The organism is Serratia sp. YC16 (genome assembly GCF_009707615.1).
In the GTDB taxonomy this organism is placed as follows: domain Bacteria; phylum Pseudomonadota; class Gammaproteobacteria; order Enterobacterales; family Enterobacteriaceae; genus Serratia; species Serratia surfactantfaciens.
Window position 1 is genome coordinate 149,790 of record NZ_WLYN01000003.1, and the last position, 22,125, is coordinate 171,914.

Below are 22,125 nucleotides of genomic sequence, written 5' to 3' on the forward strand. Positions count from 1 at the left end.
AAAAACCTGACTTTTTTTACTGATGATAAGGTTCCCTGTGATCGCATCCTCGCTGACTTCGACCCTACTAGTTACCGCGCTACCAGCCGCGGTGGTCGTCGTGCGTGTGGTGGTGGTCGTCGGCAATGCGCCGTAGGGTCCGAATCAACGCATCGATTCCCAAACCCCGCCGGCGCAAACCGGGCGGGGTTTCTTGTTTTAGCACCCTGCCCAGCAAAGCTCACCGGCCTTGAGAAAGGACAGGAACATGGCAACTTCGGGCACGCCTCAACCGGGCACCAGCTTTACCGGCGCACAATTGATCGTTCATCTGCTGGAGCGTCAGGGCATCACTACCGTCGCCGGCATTCCCGGCGGCGCCGCGCTGCCGCTGTATGACGCGCTGAGCCAAAGCACCCGCATTCACCACGTGCTGGCGCGCCACGAACAGGGCGCGGGCTTTATGGCGCAGGGTATGGCGCGCGCCAACGGCAAGGCGGCGGTGTGCATCGCCTCCAGCGGGCCGGGCGCCACCAACCTGGTTACCGCCATCGCCGACGCCAAGCTCGATTCCATTCCGCTGGTGTGCATCACCGGGCAGGTGCCCTCCTCAATGATCGGCACCGACGCTTTCCAGGAAGTGGACACCTACGGCATTTCCATCCCGATCACCAAGCACAACCATCTGGTGCGTGATATCCGCGAGCTGCCACAGGTGATCGGCGACGCGTTCCGCATCGCCGAGTCAGGCCGCCCGGGCCCGGTCTGGATCGATGTGCCGAAAGACGTGCAAACCGCCACCATCACGCTGGAAGAGCTGCCGCCGATCGCCGTGCCGGACGCCGCCCCGAGCTTCGATCCGGCACTGGTTTCGCAGGCCGCCGCGATGATCAATCAGGCAAAACGCCCGATCCTTTACCTGGGCGGCGGCATCATCTGCGCCGACGCCCACCGGCAGGCGCTGGAACTGGCCGAGCGCGCCAGCCTGCCCACCACCATGACGCTGATGGCGCTGGGCGCGATGCCGGTGGAACACCCGCTGTCGCTGGGCATGCTGGGCATGCACGCGGCGCGCAGCACCAACTTCATTCTGCAGGAGGCCGATCTGCTGATCGTGCTGGGCGCGCGTTTCGACGACCGGGCAATCGGCAAAACCGAGCAGTTCTGCCCTAACGCCGCCATCATTCACGTGGATATCGATCGCGCCGAGCTGGGCAAGGTCAAACAGGCCAACGTGGCGATCCATGCCGACGTCGGCCAGGTGCTGCAACAGTTGCTGCCACAGATCGACACGCAGCCGCGCAGCGCGTGGCTGAACACCGTCAATGACCTGAAGCGCGAATTCCCGTTCAACATGCCGAACGCCGACGATCCGCTGAGCCATTACGGCCTGGTATTGGCCGCCGCGCGCTGCGTGGACGATAACGCCATCATCACCACCGACGTGGGCCAGCATCAGATGTGGGTGGCGCAGGCCTATCCGCTGAGCCGGCCGCGCCAGTGGCTGACTTCGGGCGGTCTGGGCACCATGGGCTTCGGCCTGCCGGCGGCGATCGGCGCGGCGTTGGCGGAGCCTGAGCGCAAAGTGCTGTGCTTCTCCGGTGACGGCAGCCTGATGATGAACATTCAGGAAATGGCCACCGCGGTCGAGCACGATCTGGACGTGAAAATCATTTTGATGAACAACCAGGCGCTGGGGCTGGTGCACCAGCAGCAAACCCTGTTCTACCAGCAGCGCATCTTCGCCGCCGCCTATCCGAAGCGCACCGACTTCCTGAAAATCGCCGCCGGATTCGGGTTGGATACCTGCGATCTGAATGCTGCGGAAGATCCGCAAGCGGCGCTGGCCGAGGCGATCCAACGACCGGGCCCCTGTCTGATCCACGCGCTGATCGATATTAATGAAAAAGTGTTCCCGATGGTGCCGCCGGGCGCCGCCAACATCGACATGATTGGAGAATAAGCCATGCTGCAACCACAAGATAAACCCCAGGTGATCCTGGAGCTGGCGGTGCGCAACCATCCCGGCGTGATGTCGCACGTTTGCGGGCTGTTCGCTCGCCGCGCGTTCAACGTCGAAGGCATTTTGTGTCTGCCGTTGAAGGACGGCCAGCAAAGCCGCATTTGGCTACTGGTCGCCGACGATCAGCGGCTGGAGCAGATGATAAGCCAGGTGGAAAAGCTGGAGGATGTGCTGCAGGTGAAGCGCCACAGCGAAGACGTGCGGGTATTTGAACAGCTGGAAGCGTTCTTCCAGTAAGGCGAACGGGGGCTTTCGCCCCCTTTTGTCATTGACCCGACAACACCTTCCACAGCAGGTGGCGATACACCGGCATCAGCGGCTGCTGGCTCAGCGCATAACCGGCCGCCAGTGCCACCAACCAACTCAATCCGCACACCACGCGCAGCCGCAGCGGCGTCAGCCAACGGCTCAGACGATCGGCGTTGCGCTTGCCCTCACGCCACCAGCGCCAGCTCAACCATGCCGCCAGCCAGACAAGCAGCGCCGCCGCAAGCAGCAGCCACTTGAACATCGCGCTGTCGGCACCGGCGGGAATATCGATCGCCACGCCCGCCAGAATGCCGGGAAAGAAATAAACCGGCGGCCAGGTCAGGCAACCGATGATGTTCGGCAGCGCGAACTTGTACGGCGGCAGATCGAGCATGCCGGCCACCATCGGCACCAGCGGGCGCGTCGGGCCGACGAAACGGCCGATCAGAATGGTCGCCATGCTGTGCTGGTGCAAGGCGTGCTCGGTTTTGTCTAGCAGCGCCTTGTTCTTCTTCAGGAAAGACCAACGGTGTAAAGGCCCCTTGAACGCGCGGCCGACGAAATAAGAGATCCAGTCGCCGAGCAGGCAGCCGACGATGCCCGCCGCCCAGGCGTAGTAAAAGTCCACCTTGCCGCTGCCGATCAACGCGCCGATGCTGGCCATCATCACCGTGCCGGGCAGCAGCAGCCCCACCAGTGCCAGCGACTCCAGAAAAGCGACCAGCAGGACGACCATCAGGGTGAAAGCCAGTGACTGGGTGATCAAATCTTGTAAATAGGCTTCCATTACACCTCTGTGGATTATTCGGGCCAAACGGGCGGAGGATTTTCCAGTGCCGCCGCAGACGAGTCAATCGATGAATTGTATGCGTATTTGGCAACACCGCGCGGCAATGGACAATCACTGTATAAAAACCCATACTATAATTTATCTATATTAGCGCCAAAACCGACATCTCGCTGAATGTCGCGCACGCCACCCGGCGGAAGACGAAGGGGTTATGACAGCACTGCAACAGGGTTTCCTGCTCACTCGCCACTGGCGCGACACGCCCACCGGCACCGAGGTCGAATTTTGGCTGGCGACCGACGCGGGCCCGCGTCAGCTGCGTCTGCCGCCGCAAACCTCGGTGGCGTTTATCCCCGCCGAACACCGGCAGCGCGTGGAACTGCTGCTGCGGGAAGAGCGGCAAGTCGAACTGAAACCGCTGGCACTGACGGATTTTCACCACCGCCCGATGCTGGGGCTTTACTGCCGCCAGCACCGTCAGCTCATCAAGCTGGAAAAACTGCTGCGGGAAGGCGGCGTTGCGGTCTACGAGGCCGACATTCGCCCACCGGAGCGCTACCTGATGGAGCGCTTCATCACCGCGCCGGTGTGGTTCAACGGCAACCCCAACGGCGGCGGCCTGTTGCTCAATGGCCAGATGAAGCCGGCGCCGGAGTACCGCCCAACGCTCAAGCTGGTATCGCTGGATATCGAGACCACCGCCCACGGCGAACTTTACTCCATCGCGCTGGAAGGCTGCGGCCAGCGGCAGGTGTACATGCTGGGGCCGGCCAACGGCGGCGATGAGCCGTTGGATTTCGATCTGGAATATTGCGCCAGCCGCCCCCAGCTGCTGGAACGGTTGAACGCCTGGCTGGAACGCCACGATCCCGACGCCATCATCGGCTGGAACCTGGTGCAGTTCGATCTGCGGGTGCTGCAAAAGCATGCCGAGCGCTACCAGATCCCGCTGCGGCTGGGGCGCGGCGGCAACCTGCTGGAGTGGCGCGAGCACGGCTTCAAACAGAACCACTTTTTCGCCGCCGCCGCCGGCCGGCTGATCATCGACGGCATCGAAGCGCTGAAATCCGCCACCTGGAACTTTCCCTCCTTCAGCCTGGAATACGTTTCGCAGGAACTGTTGGGTGAAGGCAAGGCGATCGACAACCCTTATCAGCGCATGGCGGAGATCGACCGGCGCTTCGCTGAAGACAAGCCGGCGCTGGCCCGCTACAACCTGAAGGACTGCGAGCTGGTGACGCGCATCTTCGCCAAGGCCGATCTGCTGAACTTCCTGCTGGAGCGCGCCACCGTCACCGGGCTGGCGGCCGATCGCAGCGGTGGCTCGGTGGCAGCCTTCAGCCACCTCTATATGCCGCGCATGCACCGCCTGGGCTTTGTCGCCCCCAACCTCGGCGAACAGCCGGAGGAGCACAGCCCCGGCGGCTTCGTGATGGACTCGCGGCCCGGCCTGTACGACTCGGTGCTGGTGCTGGACTATAAAAGCCTGTACCCGTCGATCATCCGCACCTTCCTGATCGATCCGGTCGGGCTGGTGGAGGGCATGCGCCATCCGGGCGACGCCGACTCGGTGCCCGGCTTTCGCAACGCCCGCTTCTCGCGCAGCAAACACTGCCTGCCGGCGATCGTCGAGCAGATCTGGCAGGGCCGCGAGGCCGCCAAACGCCAGCACAACAAGCCCCTGTCGCAGGCGTTGAAAATCATCATGAACGCGCTGTACGGCGTGCTGGGATCGAGCGGCTGCCGCTTCTTCGATCCGCGGCTGGCGTCGTCGATCACCCTGCGTGGCCACGAGATCATGCGGCAAACCCGCGAGCTGATCGAAGCCGAAGGCTACCAGGTAATTTACGGCGATACCGATTCCACCTTCGTGTGGCTGAAACAGCCGCATGACGAGCAACAGGCGGCGCAGATCGGCCGGGCGCTGGTGCAACGGGTCAACGCCTGGTGGCGGCAGCAGCTGCAGCAGCAGTTCGGGCTGGAGAACGCGCTGGAGCTGGAGTTCGAAACCCACTACTCCCGTTTCCTGATGCCGACCATTCGCGGCGCCGAACAGGGCAGCAAAAAACGCTATGCCGGCCTGATCGCACGCGCCGACGGCGAGGAAGAGATGGTGTACAAAGGGCTGGAAACGGTGCGCACCGACTGGACGCCGCTGGCGCAGCAGTTCCAGCAACAGCTCTATCAGCGCATCTTCAAACGGCAGCCCTATCAGGACTATGTGCGCGACTACATCGGCAAAACCCTGAACGGCGACTTCGACGATCAGCTGGTGTACCGCAAACGCCTGCGCAGAAAGCTCGACGACTATCAGCGCAACGTGCCGCCACATGCCCGCGCCGCGCGCATCGCCGACGACTACAACCGCCAACAGGGGCGGCCGCTGCAGTATCAGAACGGCGGCTGGATCAGCTACGTGATGACCGTGGCCGGGCCGGAACCGCTGGAAACCCGCCATTCGCCCATCGACTATCAGCATTACCTCGAACGCCAGCTGCAACCGGTGGCAGACGCTATACTCCCTTTCTTGCACGACGATTTCACCACGCTGGTCACCGGGCAAATGGGGCTGTTTTGAGATTGCGCCAGGTTAAGAAAAATCATCGGGTTTTGCAGGTGACGAACGCGCCGCCTTCCATTACCATAGCGCCCTTCCCAAAACTGAACCACGCTTAGCCCTGCCGTCTCGCGACGTCTGCATGGCGTGAACGGCTATTGCCCGCCAAATTTAAAACAAACCGGGATTAGCTGACGTTCAGTACAGGTGCCGCGGCCCTTCCCGCCCGGTAACAAGACTTACTTACAAAGAATCGAGCCGACAATATATGCCTTTTACTCTTGGTCAACGCTGGATCAGCGACACGGAAAGCGAATTAGGATTGGGAACCGTCGTGGCGCTGGATGCGCGCATGATTACCCTGCTTTTCCCCGCCACCGGTGAAAACCGCCTCTATGCCAGAAACGATTCGCCGATCACCCGCGTGATGTTCAACCCGGGCGATACCGTCAGCAGCCACGAGGGCTGGCAGCTGCAGGTGGAAGAGGTGAAAGAGGAAAACGGTCTGTTGACCTATATCGGCACCCGTCTGGACACCCAGGAAAGCGGCGTGGCGATGCGCGAAGTGCTGCTGGACAGCAAACTGACCTTCAGCAAACCGCAGGATCGTCTGTTCGCCGGCCAGATCGACCGCATGGACCGTTTCGCGCTGCGTTTTCGCGCGCGCAAATACCAGAGCGAGCAGTATCGCCTGCCGTTCGCCGGCCTGCGCGGCATGCGCGCCAGTCTGATCCCGCACCAGCTGCACATCGCCCATGAAGTCGGCCAGCGCCATGCGCCGCGCGTTCTGCTCGCGGACGAAGTCGGCCTCGGCAAAACCATCGAAGCCGGCATGATCATCCACCAGCAGCTGCTGGCGGGCCGCGCCGAGCGCGTGCTGATCGTGGTGCCGGAAACGCTGCAGCACCAGTGGCTGGTGGAGATGATGCGCCGCTTCAACCTCTACTTCTCGCTGTTTGACGACAGCCGCTACGCCGAAGCCAAGCTCGACAGCAGCAACCCGTTCGAGACCGAACAGCTGGTGATCTGCTCGCTGGACTTCGTGCGCCGCAACAAGCAGCGTCTGGAAGAGCTGGCGGACGCCCAGTGGGACCTGCTGGTGGTCGATGAAGCGCACCACCTGGCCTGGAGCGAAGAAGCGCCGAGCCGCGAATATCAGGTGATCGAACAGCTGGCCGAGCATATCCCCGGCGTGTTGCTGCTGACCGCCACCCCGGAACAGCTCGGCCAACAGAGCCACTTTGCGCGCCTGCGCCTGCTCGATCCAAACCGTTTCCACGACTACGGCGAGTTCGTCGCCGAGCAGCAGAAATACCGTCCGGTGGCCGACGCCGTCACCCTGTTGCTGAGCGGTGAGCGCCTGGCTGACGACAAGCTGAACCTGCTGGGCGAGCTGATCGACGAGCAGGACATCGAGCCGCTGCTCAAAGCCGCCAACAGCGAAGGCGACAACGCCGAGCAGGCGCGCCAGGAGCTGGTTTCGATGCTGATGGATCGCCACGGCACCAGCCGCGTGCTGTTCCGCAACACCCGTAACGGCGTGAAGGGCTTCCCGCACCGCAACCTGCACCAGATCAAGCTGCCGTTGCCGACCCAGTATCAGACCGCGATCAAAGTCTCCGGCATCATGGGCGCCAAAAAGTCCGTCGAAGCCCGTGCGCGCGACATGCTGTACCCGGAGCAAATCTACCAGGAATTCGAAGGCGAAAACGCCACCTGGTGGAACTTCGACCCGCGCGTCGAATGGCTGCTGGATTACCTGCTGGCCAACCGCAACGAAAAAGTGCTGGTGATCTGCGCCAAGGCCGACACTGCGCTGCAGCTGGAGCAGGTGCTGCGCGAACGTGAAGCGATCCGCGCCGCGGTGTTCCACGAAGGGCTGTCGATCATCGAGCGCGACCGCGCCGCCGCCTACTTCGCCTCCGAAGAGGAAGGCGCGCAGGTGCTGCTGTGTTCCGAGATCGGTTCCGAAGGCCGCAACTTCCAGTTCGCCAGCCAGCTGGTGATGTTCGATCTGCCGTTCAACCCAGACCTGCTGGAGCAGCGTATCGGCCGTCTGGACCGTATAGGCCAGATGCACGACATCCAGATCATGGTGCCTTACCTGGAGCACACCGCGCAGGCGGTGCTGGGCCGCTGGTTCCACGAAGGGCTGGACGCCTTCGAGCACACCTGCCCGACCGGCCGCACCATCTACGACAGCTGCTATGAGCAGTTGATCGGTTTTCTGGCCGCGCCGACCGAGCAGGAAGGGCTGGACGAATTCATCCACGCCTGCCGCCAACAGCACGATCAATTGAAAGCGCAGTTGGAACAGGGGCGCGACCGCCTGCTGGAGATGCACTCCAACGGCGGCGATAAAGCCCAGGCGCTGGCCGCCGCCATCGCCGAGCAGGATAACGACGTCAACCTGGTGGGCTTTGCGCTCAACCTGTTCGACATCGTCGGCATCAATCAGGAAGACCGCAGCGACAACCTGATCGTGCTGACGCCGTCCGACCATATGCTGGTGCCGGACTTCCCGGGCCTGCCGCAGGACGGCTGTACCGTCACCTTCGACCGCGATCAGGCGCTGTCGCGCGAAGACGCGCAGTTCGTCAGTTGGGAACACCCGATCATCCGCAACGGCCTGGATCTGATCCTGTCCGGCGATACCGGCAGCTGTGCGGTGTCCCTGTTGAAAAACAAAGCGTTGCCGGTCGGCACCCTGCTGGTTGAGCTGGTGTACGTGGTGGAAGCCCAGGCGCCGAAGCACCTGCAGCTGACCCGCTTCCTGCCGCCGACGCCGATCCGCATGCTGATGGATCGCAAGGGCACCAACCTGGCGGCGCAGGTCGAGTTCGAAAGCTTCAACCGCCAGTTGAACGCGGTCAACCGCCACACCTCCAGCAAGCTGGTCAACGCCGTGCAGCAAGACGTGCACGCCATGCTGCAGCAGGCGGAAAGCCTGGTCGAAGCACAGGCGCGCACGCTTATCGAGCAAGCCAAACAAGAGGCGGACGACAAGCTGAGCGCCGAGCTGGCGCGTCTGGAAGCGCTGAAAGCGGTCAACCCGAACATTCGCGACGACGAAGTCGAAACGCTGGAGTTCAACCGCCGTCAGGTGCTGGCCAACCTCAATGAAGCCGGCTGGCGCCTGGATGCCATTCGTCTGGTGGTGGTCACCCACCAGTAACCGGCGCGACGCGGGGAGGCAGCCGCCTCCCCGTTCGGCCCTTTTCGCGGAGCCAAGATGGAACCCTACAATCCCCCGCAGGACCCGCTGCACATCCTGTATCAGGATGAACACATCATGGTGGTCAACAAGCCCAGCGGCTTGCTGTCGGTGCCCGGCCGCGCGCCGGAAAACAAAGACAGCCTGATGACCCGCATTCAGGCCGATCATCCGGCCGCCGAATCGGTGCACCGGCTCGACATGGCCACCAGCGGGGTGATCGTGGTGGCGCTCAACAAGGCCGCCGAGCGTGAGCTGAAGCGGCAGTTCCGCGAACGCGAACCGAAGAAATCCTATATCGCCCGCGTTTGGGGGCATATGGAACATGACGAGGGGTTGGTGGATTTGCCGCTGATCTGCGACTGGCCTAATCGGCCGCTGCAAAAGGTGTGTTTTGACACCGGCAAAGCGGCGCAAACCGAGTATCTGGTGCTGTCGCGCGATGCCGATGGCAGCACGCGCGTGAAGCTGACGCCGATCACCGGCCGCTCACATCAGCTACGGGTGCACATGCTGGCGCTGGGACACCCGATCCTCGGCGACGGTTTCTACGCCCCGCCGGAAGCTAAGGCGATGGCGCCGCGATTGCAGCTGCATGCGCAAGAGTTGCGCATCACCCATCCCGCCTTCCAGACGCCGATGCACTTTCGCGCCGAGCCGGATTTCTGAATCATATGTTAAACGGGCCCGGCATGCCGGGCCCGCTTTCATCGCCTATTTAAAACCTTTCTCGCGTTTGATCAGGTCGTACGCCGCCTGAATCTCCTGCGCTTTTTGCTTGGCCATTTCCATCATCTGCGGCGGCAAGCCTTTCGCCACCAGCTTATCTGGATGGTGTTCGCTCATCAGCTTACGGTAGGCGCGCTTGATGGTGGCGGCATCGTCGCTGCTGTTCACGCCGAGCACCTTGCACGCATCGTCGAGCGTCGGGCCGCGCTGAGCCTGCTGATAGCCGCCCTGCGAATACCCGCCCTGTTGACCGCCGCCGAATTGGCGCCCCCCCTCCATCATGCTGAGGAACTGATCGAACTGCGCGCGCGAAATGCCCAGCTCTTCGGCGATGACGTACAGTACCTGACGTTCATTCGGATGCAGCGAGCCGTCGGCGAACGCCGCCTGAATCTGAATTTCCAGAAACATCCGAATCAAATCAAAGCGGCCGAAGCAGATGCTGCGGAACTGCTGCAGCGTCTCACGCAGCGGGAACTGGCTCTGTTTGCCCTCGCGGAACGCCTGCTGCGCCGCGGTGCGCGCTTCGCCGTGCAGCTGCAGGCGATCCATGAACAGGCTGGCAATCTGGATATCCGCCTCGGTGACGCGTCCTTTGGATTTGGTCAGGTGGCCCATCACCTGAAAAGTGGTGCGGAAAAACAGCGTTTGCCGCGTTTGCTGGTCGGTGAAAAAACCCCGGCTGCGCTTGTTGCTGCGCGCCGTATCGATCATATGACCGATAATCAGCCCCAGAACTACACCCCAGAATCCCGCGCCAGACCAGATGGCGACGATGACGCCGAGCAGTTTTCCCCAATACTGCATATACTCCTCAATTATCATGCCGAAAGCCGCCCGCTCTCCTCCGTTTCAGGAAAGGGCGCAGGCGATTTTTCCCAGAATTTGGATTATCATACCTGTCATTTATCTTTGCGCCTAACGACGACGCAAGTAAACGGCTGGATTTAGCACTAGCGCAACGCAGATGAGTAATATAGTCTCTGACCGTTTGCCGGACACGACGCCTCTGATGACGGAACACCAAAACCGCGTATGAAAAAAAGTTTCCCAACCCTGCTGGCCACGATGATTTGGACGGCACTCTACAGTCAGCATGCGCTGGCTGATCTGGCCGAGCAATGCATGCTTGGCGTTCCCGTTTACGACAAGCCTTTGGTCAGCGGCGATCCAAACAGCCAGCCTGTGACCATCAATGCCGACGACTCGCGCGCCGACTACCCGAAAAGCGCCCTGTTCAGCGGCAACGTGCGTGTCGAGCAGGGCAACAGCACCCTGACCGCCAAAGAAGTTGAGCTGAACCAGACGCAAAACCCGGGTCAGACGGAGCCCGTGCGCACCGTCACGGCCACCGGTGACGTGCACTACAGCGACAATCAGATCAAACTGAAAGGCCCGAAGGCCTGGTCGAACCTGAACACCAAAGATACCGACGTCTATGAAGGCGACTACCAGATGGTAGGCCGTCAGGGGCGCGGCGACGCCGACAAGATGAAAATGCGCGGCGCCAACCGTTACACCATTCTGGAAAACGGCACCTTTACCTCCTGTCTGCCGGGCGACGACAGCTGGAGCGTAGTCGGCTCCGAAGTGATCCACGACCGCGAAGAGCAGGTGGCGGAAGTGTGGAACGCCCGCTTCCGCATCGGCGGCGTGCCGGTGTTCTACAGCCCGTACCTGCAGCTGCCGGTCGGCGACAAGCGCCGTTCAGGCTTCCTGATCCCGAACGCCAAATACGGCAGCAACAACGGCTTCGAGTTCATGTTGCCGTACTACTGGAACATCGCGCCGAACTACGACGCCACCATCACGCCGCATTATATGTCCAAGCGCGGCCTGCAGTGGCAGACCGAGTTCCGTTATCTGGTGCAGCCGGGCCTCGGCCTGATGGAGTTCGACTGGTTGCCGGACGACAAGGAATACGGCAAAACCAATGACGACAACAAACGCTGGCTGTTCTACTGGAACCACAACGGCGTGATGGATCAGGTGTGGCGCTTCAACGTCGATTACACCAAGGTCAGCGATTCCAAGTACTTCACCGATCTGGACTCCAAATACGGCTCCACCACCGACGGCTACGCCACGCAGAAATTCAGCCTCGGCTACGCCAACGAGAACTGGAACGCCACGCTGAGCTCCAAGCAGTTCCAGATTTACGACGGTACCGATCGTTCACTGTCGGACTCGTATAAAGTCCAGCCGCAGCTGGATCTGAACTACTACAAGAACGACCTCGGCCCGTTCGATTTCCATATTTACGGCCAGGCGGCCAAGTTCACCAGCGTCAACCCGTACAGCCCGGACGCCACCCGTCTGCACATGGAGCCGACGCTCAACCTGCCGCTCACCAACGGCTGGGCCAGCCTGAACACCGAAGCCAAGCTGATGGCGACCCACTACCAGCAGGATATTCCTGACGGTTTCGCCGCTAACTATGAAAATCGTAAGAGTACGGTGGACAATCCGGTTACTGCGCCGAACCTCGACAACTCGGTCAACCGCGTACTGCCGCAGTTCAAGGTCGACGGCAAGCTGGTGTTCGAGCGGCCGATGATCTGGGCCGAAGGCGCCACCCAGACGCTGGAGCCGCGCGTGCAGTACCTGTACGTCCCGTACCGCGACCAGAGCAACATCTACACCTACGACACCACGCTGCTGCAGACCGACTACTCCGGCCTGTTCCGCGACCGCACCTACAGCGGCCTGGATCGCATCGCTTCGCAGAACCGCGTCTCTACCGGTGTGACCACCCGAATTTATGATGACGCGCTGGTGGAACGTTTTAACGCTTCCGTGGGTCAAATCTACTACTTCAGCCGTTCACGCACCGGCGATCAGGTGACGGGATACGACAACAACGACGATACCGGCAGCGTGGCCTGGGCCGGCGATACCTATTGGAAAATCGACGATCGTTGGGGCCTGCGCGGCGGCCTGCAGTACGACACCCGCCTGAACAGCGTCTCGCTGGGCAACGGCGTGGTGGAATACCGCCAGGACGCCGAGCGCGTGGTGCAGCTGAACTACCGTTACGCCACGCCGGAATATATCCAGACGGCGTTGAACACCAAAACGGTTCCGGCCTTCCAGGACGGCATCTCGCAGGTGGGCATCACCGGCAGCTGGCCGATCGCCGATCGTTGGGCGGTGGTCGGGGCGTACTACTACGACACCCGCGCCAAACAATCCGCCGATCAGCTGGTAGGGCTGAAGTACAACACCTGCTGCTGGGCGGTGACGCTGGGCTATGAGCGCAAGATCACCGACTGGAACACCAGCAACAATACCAGCGTTTACGACAACAGAGTTTCGTTCAACGTCGAACTGCGCGGCCTGAGCAGCGATCATAGTCTCGGCTCCGCGGAAATGCTGCGCTCCGGCATTCTGCCGTATCAGCGCGCATTCTGACGCTTTGCAACACTTTGAAAACGAGAACTTTCACCCGCATTTGCGGATTACATAATGGGAAATGTATGAAGAACTGGAGAACGCTTATTCTCGGATTGGTGGTTTGCGCCAATGCCGCGTTCGCAGCACCCCAAGAAGTGGATAAAGTCGCCGCCGTCGTGGATAACGGCGTGGTACTCGAAAGCGACGTCAACGGACTGTTGCAGTCGGTGAAACTCAACGCCCAGCAGGCCGGCCAACAGCTGCCGGACGACAAGACGCTGCGCCATCAGATCATCGAACGTCTGATCATGGATAACATCCAGCTGCAGATGGCCAAGAAAATGGGCATCACCGTGTCCGACGCCGATCTGGACAAGGCGATCGCCAACATCGCCGCGCAGAACCGCATGAGCGTCGATCAGCTGCGCAGCCGCCTGTCGTATGAAGGGCTGAACTACAACACCTATCGCGCGCAGATCCGCAAAGAGATGCTGATCTCCGAAGTGCGTAACAACGAAGTGCGTCGCCGCGTCACCATCCTGCCGCAGGAAGTGGACTCGCTGGCCAAACAGGTGGGCGCGCAGAACGGCAGCGACACCGAAATGAACATCAGCCACATCCTGATCCCGCTGCCTGAGAACCCGTCGCAGCAGCAGGTCGACAAAGCCGAAGAGCTGGCCAAACGTCTGGTGGGCGAGATCAACAGCGGCGCCGACTTCGGCAAGCTGGCGATCACCTACTCCGCCGACTCTCAGGCGCTGAAAGGCGGCAACATGGGCTGGGGCAAGCTGCAAGAGATCCCGACCCTGTTCGCGGAACGTCTGGTGAGCGCCAAGAAAGGCGACATCGTCGGGCCAATCCGTTCCGGCGTCGGTTTCCATATCCTGAAAGTGAACGACATCCGCGGCGCCAGCCAGTCGGTCTCGGTCACCGAAGTGCACGCCCGTCACATCCTGCTGAAGCCTTCCGTGGTGTTGACTGACGATCAGGCGCGCGCCAAGCTGCAATCCGTGGCGGAAGCCATCAAGAGCGGCCGCGCCAAATTCGCCGACGAAGCCAAACAGCTGTCGCAAGATCCGGGTTCCGCCATGCAGGGCGGCGATCTGGGCTGGGCTTCTCCGGACATCTACGATCCGGCCTTCCGCGATGCGCTGCTGAAGCTGAGCAAGGGTGAAATCAGCGCGCCGGTACACTCTTCCTTCGGTTGGCACCTGATTCAGCTGCTGGATACCCGTCAGGTGGATAAAACCGACGCCGCGCAGAAAGATCGCGCTTACCGCATGCTGTTCAACCGCAAGTTCGCCGAAGAAGCGCAGACCTGGATGCAGGAACAGCGCGCCCAGGCCTACGTGAAGATCCTCGATGGCAGCGATGCACAGCAATAAACGCGTCGTCATTACCCCCGGCGAACCCGCCGGGGTGGGGCCGGATTTGGTAGCCGCCCTGGCGCAACAGGATTGGCCTGTTGAGCTGGTGGTGTGCGCCGATCCGGCCTTGTTGCTTGAACGCGCCGAACGCCTGGGCCTGCCGCTGACGCTGCGCGACTACCAACCGCAGCAACCGGCCGAAGCGCAACGCGCCGGCACGCTGACCGTGCTGCCGGTGCCGCTCGCTCACCCGGTTACCGCCGGTGAGTTGAACGTCGGCAACAGCGCCTACGTGGTGGAAACCCTGGCGCGCGCCTGCGACGGCTGCCTGAACGGCGAGTTTTCCGCACTGATCACCGGCCCGGTGAACAAGGGCGTGATCAACGACGCCGGCGTGCCGTTTATCGGCCATACCGAATTCTTTGCCGATCGCAGCCGCTGCGATCGCGTGGTGATGATGCTCGCGACCGAAGAGCTGCGCGTGGCGCTGGCGACCACCCACCTGCCGCTGCTGGCGGTGCCGGGCGCCATCACGCAGCAGAGCCTGTTCGAAGTCATCCGCATTCTCGACCACGATCTGAAAACCAAATTTGGCATCGCCCAGCCGCACATTTACGTCTGCGGTCTGAATCCCCACGCCGGGGAAGGCGGCCATATGGGGCGCGAAGAGATAGACACCATCATCCCGGCGCTCGATGCGCTGCGCGCTGACGGCATCCATCTTGTCGGCCCGCTGCCGGCGGACACCCTGTTCCAGCCCAAATATCTGCAAGATGCCGATGCGGTGCTGGCGATGTATCACGATCAGGGGCTGCCGGTGCTAAAATACCAAGGGTTCGGCCGCGCGGTGAATATCACCCTCGGTTTGCCTTTCATACGCACCTCGGTCGACCACGGCACCGCTCTGGAACTGGCCGGCACCGGCACCGCCGATGTCGGCAGTTTCCAAACGGCCCTGAATCTCGCCATTAAAATGATAATTAATTGTAATGAATAACAGAGTCCACCAAGGGCACTTTGCCCGCAAACGCTTTGGACAAAACTTTTTAACCGATCAGTTTGTCATCGATAGCATTGTCTCCGCCATTCACCCGCAGCCGGGCGAAGCGGTGGTTGAGATCGGCCCCGGTCTCGGCGCCTTGACCGAGCCGGTCGGCGCGCGCATGGACCGCATGACGGTGATCGAACTGGACCGCGATCTGGCCACCCGGCTGGAGAATCATCCGCAGCTGAAAGACAAGCTGACCATCCGCCAGCAGGACGCCATGACGGTGAATTTCGCCGAACTGGCCGAGGAAGCTGGCCAACCGCTGCGCGTATTTGGTAACCTGCCGTACAATATTTCGACGCCGCTGATGTTCCACCTTTTCAGCTATACTCAGGCAATCCGCGACATGCACTTTATGTTGCAGAAAGAGGTGGTCAACCGTCTGGTGGCCGGCCCTGACAGCAAGGCCTACGGGCGTTTGACCGTGATGGCGCAGTACTACTGCAACGTCATTCCGGTGCTGGAAGTGCCGCCGACCGCGTTCGCGCCGCCGCCGAAGGTCGATTCCGCCGTGGTGCGCCTGGTGCCGCACCGCGTGCTGCCAAACCCGGTGGGCGACGTGCGTATGCTGAGCCGCATCACCACGCAGGCGTTCAACCAGCGGCGGAAAACCATCCGCAATAGCCTGGGCGACCTGTTCACGCCGGAGCAGCTGACGGAACTGGGTGTCGATCCTTCGCTCAGAGCAGAGAATATTTCTGTGGCGCAGTACTGCAAGCTGGCGAACTGGCTGTCAGCCAATCCGGCGCCGCAGCAATAAGGAGTTGTTGTCATGATTGATTCGCCCCGCGTGTGTATTCAGGTTCAGAGCATCTATGTGGAATCACAGTCGATCCCTGAAGAAGAGCGTTACGTCTTCGCCTATACCATCACTATCCGCAATTTGGGGCGGAGCGACGTGCAACTGCTGGGCCGTTACTGGCTGATCACCAACAGCAACGGCCGCCAAACCGAAGTCCAGGGCGAAGGCGTGATCGGCGAACAGCCCGTCATTCCGCCCGGCGGAGAGTTTCAGTATACCAGCGGCGCCATTCTGGAAACGCCGCTGGGCACCATGGAAGGCCATTACGAAATGGTTGATCATCAGGGTCAGCCGTTCCGCACCGCTATTCCCGTGTTCCGCTTAGCCATTCCAACGCTGATCCATTAATTATGTCGACATACCTTATCGGCGACGTTCACGGCTGTTTTGATGAACTGAAGTCGCTGCTGGCTCAGGCTGCTTTCGATCCCGAGCGCGATCAACTGTGGCTGACCGGCGATCTGGTGGCGCGCGGCCCCGCCTCGCTGGACGTGCTGCGCTACGTGCGCTCGCTCGGCCCGGCGGTGCGCATGGTGCTGGGCAACCACGATCTGCACCTGCTGGCGGTTTACGCCGGCATCAGCCGCAACAAACCCAAAGATCGCATCACACCGCTGCTGGAAGCGCCTGACGCCGACGAGCTGATCAACTGGCTGCGCCGCCAACCGGTGCTGCAGGTGGATGATGAGCAAAAGCTGGTGATGGCGCACGCCGGCATCACCCCGCAGTGGGATATCGACACCGCGAAAATGTGTGCGCGCGAAGTGGAGGCGGTATTGAGCAGCGACAGCTACCCGCTGTTCCTCGACGCCATGTACGGTGATATGCCGAACAACTGGGCGCCGGAGTTGAGCGGCCTTGCGCGCCTGCGTTTCAGCACCAATGCGTTCACGCGCATGCGCTACTGCTTCCCCAACGGCCAGCTCGACATGATCTGCAAAGATGCGCCGGGCAGCGCACCTGCGCCGCTGAAACCGTGGTTCGAACTGCCGCGCCTGATCGACCCCGAATACACCATCATCTTCGGCCATTGGGCCTCGCTCGAAGGCAAGGGCACGCCGGAAGGCGTGATCGGGCTGGATACCGGCTGCTGCTGGGGCGGCGATCTGACGATGCTGCGCTGGGAAGACCGTCGTTATTTCACCCAGCCAGCTAATCGCAGCGAAGCGCCTGACGCCGGCAGATTAGCCGCATCCTGAAAATACAAAGGCGGCCCCGTGGCCGCCTTTGTTTTCTATATTATCGCATTACGCCCCAATCACCCCGCCATCTTCACGCGTGATCATCAATACCGATGAACGCGGGCGCGGACTGTTGTTCGGGAAGTGCGAATCGCCCTCTTCTCCCGGATGCTGCACGTTGACGAACATCGTCCTGTAGTCCGGAGTGAAGGTGATGCCGGTCAGTTCGCAGGACTTCGGCCCCACCATAAAGCGGCGAATTTCGCCGCTGACCGGATCGCCCACCAGCATCTGGTTGTTGCCCTGCCCGACGTAGTCGCCCTTGTTGCTGTACTTGCCGTCGGTGAGGATCCACAGGCGGCCGGCGCGATCGAATCCCAGCCCGTCCGGGCTGTTGAAGGTGTTATCCGCCGTGATGTTCGGCGTGCCGCGGTTAACGCCTTCCGGGTGGGCGATCGGGTTACCGCACAGCGCATAGATATCCCACGCGAAAGCGTCGGCGGTGGCGTCGCCGCCCTCGTCCCAGCGAATAATCTGGCCATAGACATTGTTCGGCCGCGGATTAGCGGCGTTCAACGGCATCCCTTCCTCGCCGCGCTTGCTGTTGTTGGTCAGCGTGCAGTACGCGCGGCCATCATGCGGGTTCACCGCGATCCACTCCGGGCGATCCATTTTAGTGGCGCCGACCTGCTGCGCCGCCTTACGGGCGAAGATCAGCACTTCAGCCTCATCGCGGAAACCGTTCTCCGGCGTCAGGCCGTTCTTGCCGAACTCGAGCGCAATCCAGCGCCCTTTGCCCTTCAGCGGGGTGCCGGCTTCGTCGCCGTCGAACTGCGCCACATACAGCGTCCCTTCGTCCAGCAGCGTGCGATTGTTGGCCGGATTGGCGATGTCGACCACGCCTTTGGAGACGTACTTATAGATATGCTCACCGCGCTCGTCGTCCCCCATATACACCACCAGACGGCCATCTTTGGCGACGGTCACCGCCGCGTTCTCATGTTTGAAGCGGCCCAGCGCAGTGTGCTTAATCGGCGTCGAGGTTGGATCCAGCGGATCGATCTCCACGATCCAGCCGTGGCGGTTGAATTCGTTGGGGTTCTTCGCCACGTCGAAGCGTTCGTCGTAGTCCGGCCAGTTGCGCTCCGGCTCGTTGGCCTTCAGCGTGTAGCGCTTCTGTTCCGGGGTGGTTGGGTAATCGGCCTGGTGAGTCCCGAAGTAGGTATCGAAATTTTCTTCACAGGTCAGGTAAGTGCCCCACGGCGTCTTGCCGTTGGCGCAGTTGCCGAAGGTGCCCAACACCTTGCGGCCGCTCGGATCGGCGGCGGTCTGCAGCAGCGGATGCCCGGCAGCCGGGCCGCTGAACTGCATGTCGCTGTTGGCGGTAATGCGGCGGTTATAGCGCGACGGGCGCTCGACTTCCCAGCGCTGGCCATCGCCGACGCGTTTGACCGCCACGATAGAGACGCCGTGCGCCGCCTGCGACTTGCGCACTTCTTCCAGGCTAGTGGCCTTGGTGCCGCCGTGGGCGAACAGGTACTGCTCGTTGACGTATTCGTTGTTGATGGCCATCACGCCGTGATTGTCATCGATCGGGAAAAAGCTCATGCCGTCGTTGTTGTCGCCAAACTGCTTTTCCTGATCGGCGGCGCTGTTGTTGCCCTGCGGATCGAAGGCCGGCGCGCCGTCCACCAGCGGCTCGCCCCAGGAGATCAGCACCTCGGCCCGGTAGCCCGGCGTGATGGTCACCTCATCGGCGGTCGACGCGGCGATGCCCTGAAAGCCCAGCAGCCTGTTCGGCGGCAGATCCTCGGCCAACGCCTCGGCGGAGACCGACCAGATGCCGCCGCCGAGAAAACCGGCCAGACCGACGGCGCCGGCGCTGCCGAGCAGCAGTTTGCGGCGAGTGGGATCGATCAGGCGATCGGCGTCTAATTGCTCAATTTGCTTGGTCATAGCGTGGTTACCTTTTTAGTTATGGCGCCGCGATCAAGATTCACCAGAGTTGCCGAGGCGCTCGGAGTTGGGCTTCATACTAATCAGGTAATGTGACGGAAAGGTTACGCATGACGGACGCAAAAAGACCGGGGGCGCAATTGCTTGCGCCCCCGGGGATAGCCTGGCTAACGCGCTGAAATCAGCGGCGCTGCAGGATCTCGAAGCAGTAGCTGTGCGAGTTCAGATCGTCGGCGTCGTGGAACTCGCTGAAGGTGGTTTCCCACTCGTCCGGCTCGTAATCGGGGAAGTGGGTATCGCCGCCGACTTCGGCGTCGATGTGCGTCAGGTACAGGCGATCGGCGCGCGGCAGCAGCTGGGTATAGATGCGCCCGCCGCCGATCACCATCACTTCTTCCACGTCGCCGGCGGCGGCCAGCGCCTCATCCAGCGAAGTCGCCCAGGTCACCCCGGCTTCGCTGCCCGGGCGGCTGCTCAAAACGATATTGTGGCGGCCCGGCAGCGGGCGGCCGATGGACTCGAAGGTCTTGCGGCCCATAATAACCGGCTTATTCAACGTGTTGCGTTTAAACCACGCAAGGTCCGCCGGCAGGTGCCACGGCATGGCGTTTTCCATGCCAATAACGCGATCCGCCGCCAAGGCAGCGATCAGGCTGATAATCATTGTTTAACCCTGTGTAGGCAGCAAAATTGGTGACACTATACGTAAAGGCCTGAGTGCCGTCGATAGGCTAATCAAGCAAGATGAATATATAAGATAGCTCTTATCAGCATATCTAATAACCAACGTTCTTCCGCCGGGAAATTTCACACGCCGGGGCGTTTGCGGTACAGCCACAGACCCGGTAACGACAGGCCGATCGACAAGGCGCCGACGATGAAACTGGCCTTAAGGAAGTTGGTGATCATGGTCTCCATCAAGGCCTCGCTGTAGCCCAGATGCGAGATCTCTACCACAGTTATCATCGCGGTATAGGCGGAAATGCCGGGGAACATCGGGATCACCGCCGCCACGGTGAATACCTTCGGGTGCGCCAGCAGCCAGCGCGACCAATAGATGCCGATGATGCCGATCAGGATCGCCGCCAGCAACGAGGCCCACTCGATGTTCATGCCGCCGTGCATCATCAGCATGCGCGAACCGCGCCCGATAGCCCCGAGCAACGCGCAATAGCGCAGCGCACGCAGCGGCACGTTGAACACCATGGCGAAGCCCAGCGCCGGCACCGCCGCCAACAGCATCTCCTGCAACAAGGCCCACAGCAGATTCATGACCACCCCCGCAGATCCCACAGCGACATCGCCATCACCACGCCGATACAGGTCGCCAACGTCAACAGGCTGGCCATCGCCCAGCGTGCCAGCCCGGTATTCACATGCCCTTTGAACATGTCGGCCACCGCGTTGATCAACGGAAAGCCCGGCACCAGCAGCAGCACGCTGGCGGCCATCGCCACGCTCGAGGTATCTTTAAACGCCGGCAGGCGCAGCAGCAATCCGGAGATCGACGTAGCGACAAACGCCGTCAGGCAGAAATTGATCAACGGATTCATATGCCGGGCGGTGAGGATTTGGCGCACCAACATCGCCGTGCCGCTGGCGATAAAGGTCACCAGGAAGGCGTCGCCACCGCCGCCGTTGAGCATGCTGAAGCACCCGCAGGACAACCCCACCATCAGCACCACCAGCCAGCGCGGATAGCGCAGCGGCCGGATCCTTTCAAAGCGGCGCGCCACGTCGTGCGCATCCGCCAGGTGGTGCTCGGCGAGGATCACGATATGCTGCACTTCGGTCACCACCTGCATATTGATGCCGCGATCGACGTTCTTGCGGGTGGTGGTCAGGCAGGCGCCGTGGCTGAGGGTGGTCAGCACCACCGCATTGGCGGAGATCGAGCTTTCCACGCTGTCCATCCCCAGCGCCAACCCCAGGCGGGTCGACAGCTGTTCCACCACCGTGCTCTCGGCGCCGTGCTGCAACAGCAGCAACGCGCATTGAATGCACAGGCGGGTGATTTCACGCTGTTGCCGATGCGGTTCCGGCATGTCTGTGGCGGTAGTCTGCTGCATGGTGCTCCGTCGCGGGTGGTAGATGAATTATTATCATAGAGCCTAACAATACCTCATTGGGTTGATGCGCATCAGAGGAAGCGGCGTTATTATCGCCAGAATTCTGCCTTTTGCGCGAGACGCTCCCATGCTTGAAACTTCGCTGTTCGTCGCCGGCATCGCCACCCTTGGCATGCTCTCCCCCGGCCCGGATTTTTTCCTGGTGATTAAAAACGCCGCCCGCTACCCGCGCCTGGCCGCCATGATGACCGCCTTCGGCGTGATCTGCGGCGTCGCCACCCACATGTCCTACTGCGTCGCCGGGCTGGCGGTGGTGATCACCACTACGCCGTGGCTGTTCAACCTGCTGAAATACGCTGGGGCGGTGTATCTGGTGTGGATCGGCATCCAGGCGCTGCTGTCGCGCGGCGGCGGCAAAATGAACGTCAGCAATCTGCCGCAGCAGCAGGTCAGCCTGAAGAGCGCCTTTGCGCAAGGCTACCTGTGCAATCTGCTGAACCCAAAGGCCACCCTGTTCTTCCTGGCGGTGTTCACCCAGGTGCTGCAGATCGATTCTGGCCTGGGCGACAAACTGTGGTACGCGGGGATTATTCTCGGCCTGTCGGTCATCTGGTGGCCGCTGCTGGTATTCCTGATCCAAAGCGGACCGGTGCGCCGCGGGCTGGAGAAGGCACAGAAGGTCGTCGACAAATTGCTGGGCGGCATGCTGATCGCCTTAGGCATCAAGGTCGCGCTGAGCTGAACAAAAAAACGGGGCGCCATCGCGGC

19 protein-coding genes are annotated in these 22,125 nt (G+C 61.5%); 13 read left to right on the top strand and 6 right to left on the bottom strand.

Going from position 1 to position 22,125, the window contains the following annotated elements:
• The first annotated feature begins 22 nt into the window (after window positions 1-22).
• The 3 genes from ivbL to ilvN all read left to right on the top strand — a co-directional run bounded on the left by ivbL (window position 23) and on the right by ilvN (window position 2,239).
• A complete protein-coding gene (gene ivbL, locus GKN89_RS12585) occupies window positions 23-136 on the top strand; it encodes an ilvB operon leader peptide IvbL (protein ID WP_154747116.1) in 114 nt (37 codons plus the stop codon).
• Window positions 137-247: 111 nt separating this feature from the next.
• On the top strand, window positions 248-1,942 hold the full coding sequence (gene ilvB / locus GKN89_RS12590) for an acetolactate synthase large subunit (protein ID WP_019455049.1): 1,695 nt from the start codon (window positions 248-250) through the stop codon (window positions 1,940-1,942).
• 3 nt (window positions 1,943-1,945) lie between these two features.
• On the top strand, window positions 1,946-2,239 hold the full coding sequence (gene ilvN / locus GKN89_RS12595; RefSeq protein WP_016929110.1) for an acetolactate synthase small subunit: 294 nt from the start codon (window positions 1,946-1,948) through the stop codon (window positions 2,237-2,239).
• 28 nt (window positions 2,240-2,267) lie between these two features.
• On the opposite strand, the gene GKN89_RS12600 is transcribed toward ilvN, so the two are convergent.
• Window positions 2,268-3,038, bottom strand: a complete 771-nt coding sequence (locus GKN89_RS12600; protein WP_154747117.1) for a DedA family protein — start codon at window positions 3,036-3,038, stop codon at window positions 2,268-2,270.
• Window positions 3,039-3,252: 214 nt separating this feature from the next.
• On the opposite strand from GKN89_RS12600, the gene GKN89_RS12605 reads away from it, so the two are divergent.
• The 3 genes from GKN89_RS12605 to rluA all read left to right on the top strand — a co-directional run bounded on the left by GKN89_RS12605 (window position 3,253) and on the right by rluA (window position 9,481).
• Entirely contained in the window at window positions 3,253-5,619 is a 2,367-nt protein-coding gene (locus GKN89_RS12605; RefSeq protein ID WP_154747118.1) for a DNA polymerase II, read from the top strand.
• 247 nt (window positions 5,620-5,866) lie between these two features.
• Window positions 5,867-8,773 carry an RNA polymerase-associated protein RapA gene (gene rapA, locus GKN89_RS12610; RefSeq protein WP_025159632.1) on the top strand — a complete coding sequence of 969 codons (2,907 nt, stop codon included), beginning with the start codon at window positions 5,867-5,869 and terminating at the stop codon, window positions 8,771-8,773.
• A 57-nt stretch (window positions 8,774-8,830) separates the two neighbouring features.
• The gene (gene rluA, locus GKN89_RS12615; protein WP_004932866.1) at window positions 8,831-9,481 is read left to right on the top strand and encodes a bifunctional tRNA pseudouridine(32) synthase/23S rRNA pseudouridine(746) synthase RluA; all 651 of its coding nucleotides are present in this window, start codon (window positions 8,831-8,833) and stop codon (window positions 9,479-9,481) included.
• A gap of 45 nt (window positions 9,482-9,526) precedes the next feature.
• Here rluA and djlA read toward each other — a convergent pair whose 3' ends face one another.
• On the bottom strand, window positions 9,527-10,348 hold the full coding sequence (gene djlA, locus GKN89_RS12620) for a co-chaperone DjlA (protein WP_019455045.1): 822 nt from the start codon (window positions 10,346-10,348) through the stop codon (window positions 9,527-9,529).
• A gap of 228 nt (window positions 10,349-10,576) precedes the next feature.
• On the opposite strand from djlA, the gene lptD reads away from it, so the two are divergent.
• From lptD to apaH, 6 genes are all read left to right on the top strand, one after another.
• Window positions 10,577-12,952, top strand: a complete 2,376-nt coding sequence (gene lptD, locus GKN89_RS12625) for an LPS assembly protein LptD (protein WP_154747119.1) — start codon at window positions 10,577-10,579, stop codon at window positions 12,950-12,952.
• A gap of 65 nt (window positions 12,953-13,017) precedes the next feature.
• Window positions 13,018-14,319, top strand: a complete 1,302-nt coding sequence (gene surA, locus GKN89_RS12630; protein ID WP_025159631.1) for a peptidylprolyl isomerase SurA — start codon at window positions 13,018-13,020, stop codon at window positions 14,317-14,319.
• Window positions 14,306-15,298 carry a 4-hydroxythreonine-4-phosphate dehydrogenase PdxA gene (gene pdxA, locus GKN89_RS12635; protein WP_025159630.1) on the top strand — a complete coding sequence of 331 codons (993 nt, stop codon included), beginning with the start codon at window positions 14,306-14,308 and terminating at the stop codon, window positions 15,296-15,298. Before surA ends, pdxA begins: the two co-directional genes overlap by 14 nt.
• Window positions 15,291-16,109, top strand: coding sequence for a 16S rRNA (adenine(1518)-N(6)/adenine(1519)-N(6))-dimethyltransferase RsmA (rsmA, locus tag GKN89_RS12640; protein ID WP_063918142.1), 819 nt, complete (start codon window positions 15,291-15,293; stop codon window positions 16,107-16,109). Before pdxA ends, rsmA begins: the two co-directional genes overlap by 8 nt.
• A 12-nt stretch (window positions 16,110-16,121) precedes the next feature.
• Window positions 16,122-16,499, top strand: a complete 378-nt coding sequence (gene apaG / locus GKN89_RS12645) for a Co2+/Mg2+ efflux protein ApaG (protein WP_019455040.1) — start codon at window positions 16,122-16,124, stop codon at window positions 16,497-16,499.
• 2 nt (window positions 16,500-16,501) lie between these two features.
• A complete protein-coding gene (gene apaH, locus GKN89_RS12650; RefSeq protein ID WP_019455039.1) occupies window positions 16,502-17,350 on the top strand; it encodes a bis(5'-nucleosyl)-tetraphosphatase (symmetrical) ApaH in 849 nt (282 codons plus the stop codon).
• A 48-nt stretch (window positions 17,351-17,398) separates the two neighbouring features.
• On the opposite strand, the gene GKN89_RS12655 is transcribed toward apaH, so the two are convergent.
• The 4 genes from GKN89_RS12655 to GKN89_RS12670 all read right to left on the bottom strand — a co-directional run bounded on the left by GKN89_RS12655 (window position 17,399) and on the right by GKN89_RS12670 (window position 21,357).
• Window positions 17,399-19,288, bottom strand: a complete 1,890-nt coding sequence (locus tag GKN89_RS12655) for a PhoX family phosphatase (RefSeq protein ID WP_019455038.1) — start codon at window positions 19,286-19,288, stop codon at window positions 17,399-17,401.
• Between the two features lie 181 nt (window positions 19,289-19,469).
• A complete protein-coding gene (gene folA, locus GKN89_RS12660; RefSeq protein WP_074055967.1) occupies window positions 19,470-19,952 on the bottom strand; it encodes a type 3 dihydrofolate reductase in 483 nt (160 codons plus the stop codon).
• Window positions 19,953-20,095: 143 nt separating this feature from the next.
• A complete protein-coding gene (locus GKN89_RS12665) occupies window positions 20,096-20,560 on the bottom strand; it encodes a threonine/serine exporter (protein ID WP_019455036.1) in 465 nt (154 codons plus the stop codon).
• Window positions 20,557-21,357 carry a threonine/serine exporter ThrE family protein gene (locus GKN89_RS12670; RefSeq protein WP_019455035.1) on the bottom strand — a complete coding sequence of 267 codons (801 nt, stop codon included), beginning with the start codon at window positions 21,355-21,357 and terminating at the stop codon, window positions 20,557-20,559. The genes GKN89_RS12665 and GKN89_RS12670 overlap by 4 nt, the downstream gene beginning before the upstream one ends.
• Before the next feature lie 127 nt (window positions 21,358-21,484).
• On the opposite strand from GKN89_RS12670, the gene GKN89_RS12675 reads away from it, so the two are divergent.
• On the top strand, window positions 21,485-22,099 hold the full coding sequence (locus GKN89_RS12675; protein ID WP_019455034.1) for a LysE family translocator: 615 nt from the start codon (window positions 21,485-21,487) through the stop codon (window positions 22,097-22,099).
• The last annotated feature ends 26 nt before the right edge of the window (window positions 22,100-22,125 follow it).

What these genes read in the sequence shown, in the direction of transcription:
- ivbL (WP_154747116.1), top strand. Translation starts at nt 23, where the DNA reads ATGATAAGGTTCCCTGTGATCGCATCCTCGCTGACTTCGACCCTACTA.
- ilvB (WP_019455049.1), top strand. Translation starts at nt 248, where the DNA reads ATGGCAACTTCGGGCACGCCTCAACCGGGCACCAGCTTTACCGGCGCA.
- ilvN (WP_016929110.1), top strand. Translation starts at nt 1,946, where the DNA reads ATGCTGCAACCACAAGATAAACCCCAGGTGATCCTGGAGCTGGCGGTG.
- GKN89_RS12600 (WP_154747117.1), bottom strand. Translation starts at nt 3,038, where the DNA reads ATGGAAGCCTATTTACAAGATTTGATCACCCAGTCACTGGCTTTCACC.
- GKN89_RS12605 (WP_154747118.1), top strand. Translation starts at nt 3,253, where the DNA reads ATGACAGCACTGCAACAGGGTTTCCTGCTCACTCGCCACTGGCGCGAC.
- rapA (WP_025159632.1), top strand. Translation starts at nt 5,867, where the DNA reads ATGCCTTTTACTCTTGGTCAACGCTGGATCAGCGACACGGAAAGCGAA.
- rluA (WP_004932866.1), top strand. Translation starts at nt 8,831, where the DNA reads ATGGAACCCTACAATCCCCCGCAGGACCCGCTGCACATCCTGTATCAG.
- djlA (WP_019455045.1), bottom strand. Translation starts at nt 10,348, where the DNA reads ATGCAGTATTGGGGAAAACTGCTCGGCGTCATCGTCGCCATCTGGTCT.
- lptD (WP_154747119.1), top strand. Translation starts at nt 10,577, where the DNA reads ATGAAAAAAAGTTTCCCAACCCTGCTGGCCACGATGATTTGGACGGCA.
- surA (WP_025159631.1), top strand. Translation starts at nt 13,018, where the DNA reads ATGAAGAACTGGAGAACGCTTATTCTCGGATTGGTGGTTTGCGCCAAT.
- pdxA (WP_025159630.1), top strand. Translation starts at nt 14,306, where the DNA reads ATGCACAGCAATAAACGCGTCGTCATTACCCCCGGCGAACCCGCCGGG.
- rsmA (WP_063918142.1), top strand. Translation starts at nt 15,291, where the DNA reads ATGAATAACAGAGTCCACCAAGGGCACTTTGCCCGCAAACGCTTTGGA.
- apaG (WP_019455040.1), top strand. Translation starts at nt 16,122, where the DNA reads ATGATTGATTCGCCCCGCGTGTGTATTCAGGTTCAGAGCATCTATGTG.
- apaH (WP_019455039.1), top strand. Translation starts at nt 16,502, where the DNA reads ATGTCGACATACCTTATCGGCGACGTTCACGGCTGTTTTGATGAACTG.
- GKN89_RS12655 (WP_019455038.1), bottom strand. Translation starts at nt 19,288, where the DNA reads ATGACCAAGCAAATTGAGCAATTAGACGCCGATCGCCTGATCGATCCC.
- folA (WP_074055967.1), bottom strand. Translation starts at nt 19,952, where the DNA reads ATGATTATCAGCCTGATCGCTGCCTTGGCGGCGGATCGCGTTATTGGC.
- GKN89_RS12665 (WP_019455036.1), bottom strand. Translation starts at nt 20,560, where the DNA reads ATGAATCTGCTGTGGGCCTTGTTGCAGGAGATGCTGTTGGCGGCGGTG.
- GKN89_RS12670 (WP_019455035.1), bottom strand. Translation starts at nt 21,357, where the DNA reads ATGCAGCAGACTACCGCCACAGACATGCCGGAACCGCATCGGCAACAG.
- GKN89_RS12675 (WP_019455034.1), top strand. Translation starts at nt 21,485, where the DNA reads ATGCTTGAAACTTCGCTGTTCGTCGCCGGCATCGCCACCCTTGGCATG.